Here is a 5,752-nt window from a genome sequence, read left to right as displayed (position 1 = left end):
CGCATCACCCGCGCCGCGCTGGATGACTTTCTGAAACACTAGGATCCAGCCTCAACGGTGCGACTGGGTTTGCCCGCTCCTTGGACCGCCTGCTGCGCTCATCTTGCACGCAGCCGGGCAGTTCTTTGATGCCCGGCCTCCAGCGACCTGACTCCCATGTCTTCAGATCTCACCGCCATCAACAAGTTCTCCTGCCCGGCCTGTGGTGCCGAGGCGGTGTGGAACCCCGCCAAAAAGGCACTCATCTGCCCGTACTGTGGCACCGAATCCCCGGCTGAAATCAAGGCCGATGGCAGCCTCGTCGCGGAGAGTGATCTCATCGAGTCCCTTCGCAACCTGTCCGATGAGGACCGTGGTTGGGCCGCCGAGCGCAAAACGGTGCGTTGCCAGAGCTGCAACGCCATCTCCGTCTTCGAAGAGAAACGCGTCGCCCAGCGCTGCGATTTCTGCGGGTCCCCCGCCCTCATGGCGGTGGATGACATCAAGGCCCCCATCCGCCCCTCGGGCCTGCTTCCCTTTAACGTAGCCGAATCTGCGGTGCGGGAACAAATCCGCCAATGGTATGGCAGCCATTGGTTCGCCCCCAACAACTTGAAGGGCAAGGCCATGACAGACACGGTTCATGGAGTTTACCTCCCCTACTGGACTTTTGACGCCCAGGTCGCCGCCCAGTGGGAGGCAGAAGCGGGCTTCTACTACTACGTGCGCAACTCCAAGGGGGAATCAGAACGCCGGGTCCGCTGGGAGCACGCCAGCGGTGCGCTGGAGCACTTCTTCGACGATACACTTGTCCCGGCCTCCCGTGGGGTTCATGAAAAACTCCTCCTGCAGCTGGAGCCCTTCCCCACCACGACGGAGATCAAGCCCTATGATCCGGGCTACCTTTCCGGCTGGGTGGTGGAGCAGTACCAGATTGATCTCATCGGGGCCGCCCAGGCCTCCCGCGCCCGCATGGACTCCGCCGTGCGCGGCATGTGCTCCTCCCAAGTTCCCGGCGACACCCAGCGTAACCTCCAGGTTCAAGCCGATTACTCCGCCCAGACCTTCAAGCACATCCTGCTGCCCGTCTGGCTTCTGGCTTACACCTATGGTACCAAAAGCTACCAGGTCACCGTGAACGGCTCCACCGGCAAGATCACCGGCGAATACCCGATCAGCTGGATCAAGGTCGCCCTCGTCACCTTGTTGGGCCTCATCGTGCTGTTCATCATCATGTACTTCAACAGCAAATAGACCGGACCTCACGATTCAGCCCACTCCCGCAACCCATGCAGCCGGCTCCGCGCCCTGCATGGGTTTTTTTCGCCAAATGGCGTCTTCTTACAAGTTATTCTCGCAACTAGACATTGCCTTCCTTTGTCGGTTGGAGGCACGACAAAAACGTGCATACAGAAATAACCCAAAAGTTGACATAACCATGAGTTCAACTTATCAAGCGCCATCACCTGCCCGGTGAAAACATCGCACTAAAACCCTCCTTCCATGTATCTCCCCACTCCTGTCAAGCTTCTGCTGGCAGGTGCCGTGCTATATGCCGGCACCTATGTCGCCCTGCGCGCCACCAGCCACGTCGTGATTTACGATGGCCGCGTCCTGATCGGTTCCTGGACGGTCGGCCCTTCCTTGCTGGACCCGACCATCTCAGACCAGTACTTTCAGGTTTCCAATTTCAGCGGCGCACTCTTTGCCCCACTGGCAGCCGTGGACGGAGCGATCAACAGTTCGCCCCCCTTCAATGACAAGGCAGGGACTACTCCCTTGCGCGGCAGGTTGTCCAAGAAAGATGCGGAGAGTCGCCTGCCAGACAAGCCGGATGGTTGGACCGTAGTCGGCGGGTGGTACGAGCACCAGGAAAAAGATCACCACGAGAGTTATCACGTCGTGTTGAAGGTATCCACGGATCCCGTGGCAACCGACAGCCAGTTGAATGACTTCGCCTACAAGCTATCCAAAAGCTCCACCCCCGAAGGCCAGAAGGTGATTGCGAAGCTTTCCCAGGCCCAATCCATCGACGTTCACACCTTCAGCGCGAACTCCAATGTCTTCCGCGGCGCCGGGGATGAAGGTCGTTGGGCAGAAATTGTCGTCGATGATGGCCAACTCCTGGCCCTCGTAAGCTGGGGCCGCAGCGTCCCTGCAGAAGGCGAGACGCCTGCGCAATAGCACCGGCACCACACCCACCTACAGACCCTTGCAGTCATCTCGGGGATGTCGCGTCCAGCAAGAAGCTGGTAGTCGACATCCCCTTTTTCGTGGCGTCCACGCTATGACCTCCAGGTTTTGACACGCTTTTTACAATCGCTTTGCACGGCATTGACTCAGAGACCCGGGCTTTGTGGCACACTCGGCCTCATGAGATACTACACCCCTCGCCCGCCCTTCCCTGCTTGCCTCCGCACCCTGACCTTCATGGGAGCGCTGCTCGCCCTCCCGGCACTGTCACAGGCTCAGGAGGCCGTCGATCCCTATAAGAAGGCTCCGTCCGCCGCCACGAAACCCGAAGCCCCTCCTGCTCAGGCGCCCACCCAGAACCAGCTCTTCACCACCATTGAGTGGATCGAGATGGAGACCAAGGACGCCCTCGCCCTCATCCGCAAGGGACTTCCCCCCAACAGCGCCGAACTCATCGCCGCCATTCGCAAAAGCGAGCAGGACGGCACCGCCAAGGTGCTGGACACGGTCTCTTGCACCACCCGGAGCGGTCAGCGGTGTGCCGTTGAATCCGTCCGGGAACACATCTACCCGACCGAGTACAAGGAAAATACTGAAAAAGGCCCCTCCACACTGGACATCTCCGGAGTGCAGTCCAAGGACCCACGCTTCTCCCTGGTGCAGGAGCCAGCCACCACCCTCAACCCCAAAGCCTTTGAGATGCGCCCGGTCGGTGCCCGGATGGAGATCGAACCCGTGCTCAGCGAGGACGGTCAGGTGGTCGATGTCAACATGGCACCAGAGCTTGTCCGCTACGCCGGAAAAATGGAATACGGCAGCGCCAACATCAACAACCAGTTGGTTCCCCTCACGGAGCAGCCCGTCTTCATCACCAACAAAATCACCACTGCGGTGACCTTGCACTCCGGCCAGACTGCGCTGATCGGCATGAGCAGCCCCATCAAGGACAACGGCACCACCGACGAGACGAAAAAAGTGCTCCTCCTCATCCAAGTAGTCGCCTTTTCACAAGCGACCCCCTAAGCTGTCCTGGCGGTGAACAGGCTCACCTCCATCCCCTCGTCCGCCACTCCCGCCCTCACCTTGGCCGGTCTGCTCACCGCAGCCGCACTGGTCCTGGGGGCGGGTTTCTGGATTGCCAGGAAAGAAGTGCTGGTGAGGGTTCCTGTGGATCGACAGGAACTGCGCAAACTCATCGAGGACCTCGGCATGGAAGTCAACCGGCTCGATGCCCTCTATCTTCAACACCTCAGCAACATCGCCCGGGATACAGGATTCACCTCCACTGAGGATCTGATCCGCCACTGCCAGCAGATTGAAGGGATCAAGCTCTACAGCCTGCTCACCGGCCCCCTCCCGGAGCATGCACTGCACTACGAGGTTCCAGCCTCCCCGCCAGCCCCATCCGAGTCCAACGTTCAGCCACTCGGCCCGTTGCGAGTGCAGGCCATGGCGCGATCGGTCACCGATCTCGCCCGAAGTCGAATTTTCACCGCCACTTCAGGCGACAGTCCCCGCCAGGGCTGGGAGGGTGTGCGAGGCTCGGGCGAAGCCGTGTACTGGGAGTACAAGGGCCCCCACATGGGCATCGCCTTCACCCTGGGCGTCAGGGCGATCAAGGACTCCACGGAGGCCTACATGAGGAAGTGGCTTGCGCCCCGGCTCCGCTATTTCATGAACCACGGAGCCACCCTCCGTATCGAGTCACCCTGGCAGACAGCTCTGGTCACCCCTCCCGAACTTGCAGAGGCCGAAGACCAGATGCCGGACATCGCCGCGCCCATCCCTGGACGGTGGGGACACTGGCAGGTCATGGCTTGGGATCGCATCACCCCGAGCACCCATCTGGACGGCGGCATCCTCGCCGGTGCCGGTGTGATGGCGGCAAGCCTTGCCCTCCTGGGCGTCATGGCCACCCGCAGTCAAAAACGGGCGTATCAACTGGCCACGCAACGCGTCAGCTTCGTCAACCGCGTGTCCCACGAGCTGGCCACCCCGCTGACCAACATGCTGCTGAATCTGGACCTCGCCCGGGAATGCCTCTCACGGGATCCCGCCGCGGCGGATCGCCGGCTTGATCTCGTGGAGGAGGAGACCCGAAGATTGTCCCGTCTCACTGACAATGTGCTGACCTTCAGCCAGGCCAGCCGGGGCATGCTGCCGTACCACCCCACGCCCGCAGTCCCGGACGACCTCGTCCGTGGCGTCCTTGACCAGTTTGCCCCGGCCCTGACCCGGGCGGGTCTGACGGTACAGGCTGCGTACAGTGCCTCCTGTCCGGTGCTGCTGGATGCCGACGCCTTTGTCCAGATCATGGCCAATCTCATCTCCAATGTGGAAAAGTACGCCTCCGATGGCGAGTTCGTGGAAATTTCCACCCACTGGGAATCTGACACCCTCAGAGTGACCGTCCGGGATCATGGTCCCGGCATCTCGCCCGCTGCGGCCGAACGCGTTTTCCAGCCCTTTGAGCGCCTCGCACACCACACCAGCGAAGGCACCAGTGGCACAGGCCTGGGCCTGGCCATCGCCCGGGAACTGGCCCACACGATGGGCGGCACGTTGCATCTGGACCAGCCCGGCCAGGGCTCGGAATTCACGCTTGCCCTTCCCGCCCAGGCCGCCGCTTAGCTCATCGAACTCCCCTTCCTTCCCCGCTCTCATGTCCATCACCGTCCTGATCGCCGAAGACGACGCCATCATGCGAGACACCTTGTGCGCCTGCATCCTGGCGGAGGGCTATCATCCCGTAGCAGCCCGTCATGGACGCGAGGCACTGGATCTCTGGCGGCGCCACCAGCCCCAGCTCCTGTGTCTGGACATCATGATGCCTGAAGTGGATGGCTATGAAGTGTGCCGCCAGATCCGCCGACAGGATCCCGATGTGCCCATCCTCTTCCTCTCCGCCAAGAAAGAGGAGATTGATGTGATCGTGGGCCTGGAACTCGGCGCAGACGATTTCATCCGGAAGCCCTTCACCCGTGGCGAAGTCATGGCCCGCATCCGCGCCGCCCTGCGTCGATCAGCCGCTGCACGACAGAGCTCCTCAACCTCCTTCCAGATGCACGACCTTGAAGTCTGGCCAGATGAACTCCGGGCTTCCCGGGACGGCCTGACCATCGATCTCACCCCCAGAGAAGCCGCCATCCTGACCCTCCTCCATCAAGAAAAGGGTCGCCCGGTGCATCGAGACACCTTCCTCGACCGCTGCTGGGGGCAGGATTATTTCCCGGATTCCCGCACGCTCGACCAGCACATCGTCACCCTACGCAAAAAGGTGGAAGCCGACCCGGCCAATCCGCAAATCATCGAAACGGTCCGTGGCATTGGCTACCGGTTTCGACCGGCCCGCGACTCGCTGGAGACTCAAGACGAGAAGACACAAGACTCGAGACTCAAGACCTGAGCTCTCGCACAACAGGTCGCCCCACGCGTAGTCCGGTCGTCCCGACCGGCTCACCCGCCAAACGTCCCTCGATCCCCTCCCCGCTCCGCCCACCCCACAGACCGCGGGGCCGGAGACCACGCCTCCTTTACTACGCGACCAAGTCACCTCGAAGCTTGTTCTTGAGTACAGGAG

General features: G+C 61.5%; 5 protein-coding genes. All 5 read left to right on the top strand.

Translation table 11 applies throughout. From position 1 onward, the window contains the following. The first annotated feature begins 156 nt into the window (after positions 1–156). A complete protein-coding gene (locus tag BV034_RS12445; RefSeq protein ID WP_050027335.1) occupies positions 157–1,233 on the top strand; it encodes a hypothetical protein in 1,077 nt (358 codons plus the stop codon). A 249-nt stretch (positions 1,234–1,482) separates the two neighbouring features. Then, entirely contained in the window at positions 1,483–2,163 is a 681-nt protein-coding gene (locus BV034_RS12440) for a hypothetical protein (protein WP_050027334.1), read from the top strand. Positions 2,164–2,352: 189 nt separating this feature from the next. After that, on the top strand, positions 2,353–3,195 hold the full coding sequence (locus BV034_RS12435) for a hypothetical protein (RefSeq protein WP_050027333.1): 843 nt from the start codon (positions 2,353–2,355) through the stop codon (positions 3,193–3,195). A gap of 12 nt (positions 3,196–3,207) precedes the next feature. Beyond that, positions 3,208–4,803 carry a HAMP domain-containing sensor histidine kinase gene (locus BV034_RS12430; RefSeq protein WP_050027332.1) on the top strand — a complete coding sequence of 532 codons (1,596 nt, stop codon included), beginning with the start codon at positions 3,208–3,210 and terminating at the stop codon, positions 4,801–4,803. A 37-nt stretch (positions 4,804–4,840) separates the two neighbouring features. Beyond that, on the top strand, positions 4,841–5,578 hold the full coding sequence (locus BV034_RS12425; protein ID WP_050027336.1) for a response regulator transcription factor: 738 nt from the start codon (positions 4,841–4,843) through the stop codon (positions 5,576–5,578). Positions 5,579–5,752: the final 174 nt, after the last annotated feature.

This window comes from Verrucomicrobium sp. BvORR034 (assembly GCF_000739635.1).
GTDB lineage: Bacteria > Verrucomicrobiota > Verrucomicrobiia > Verrucomicrobiales > Verrucomicrobiaceae > Verrucomicrobium.
This window is presented reverse-complemented; position numbering and strand designations above follow the sequence as displayed.

Excerpts from the sequence above, each read along its gene's own strand:
- BV034_RS12445 (WP_050027335.1), top strand. The coding sequence starts at position 157 with ATGTCTTCAGATCTCACCGCCATCAACAAGTTCTCCTGCCCGGCCTGT.
- BV034_RS12440 (WP_050027334.1), top strand. The coding sequence starts at position 1,483 with ATGTATCTCCCCACTCCTGTCAAGCTTCTGCTGGCAGGTGCCGTGCTA.
- BV034_RS12435 (WP_050027333.1), top strand. The coding sequence starts at position 2,353 with ATGAGATACTACACCCCTCGCCCGCCCTTCCCTGCTTGCCTCCGCACC.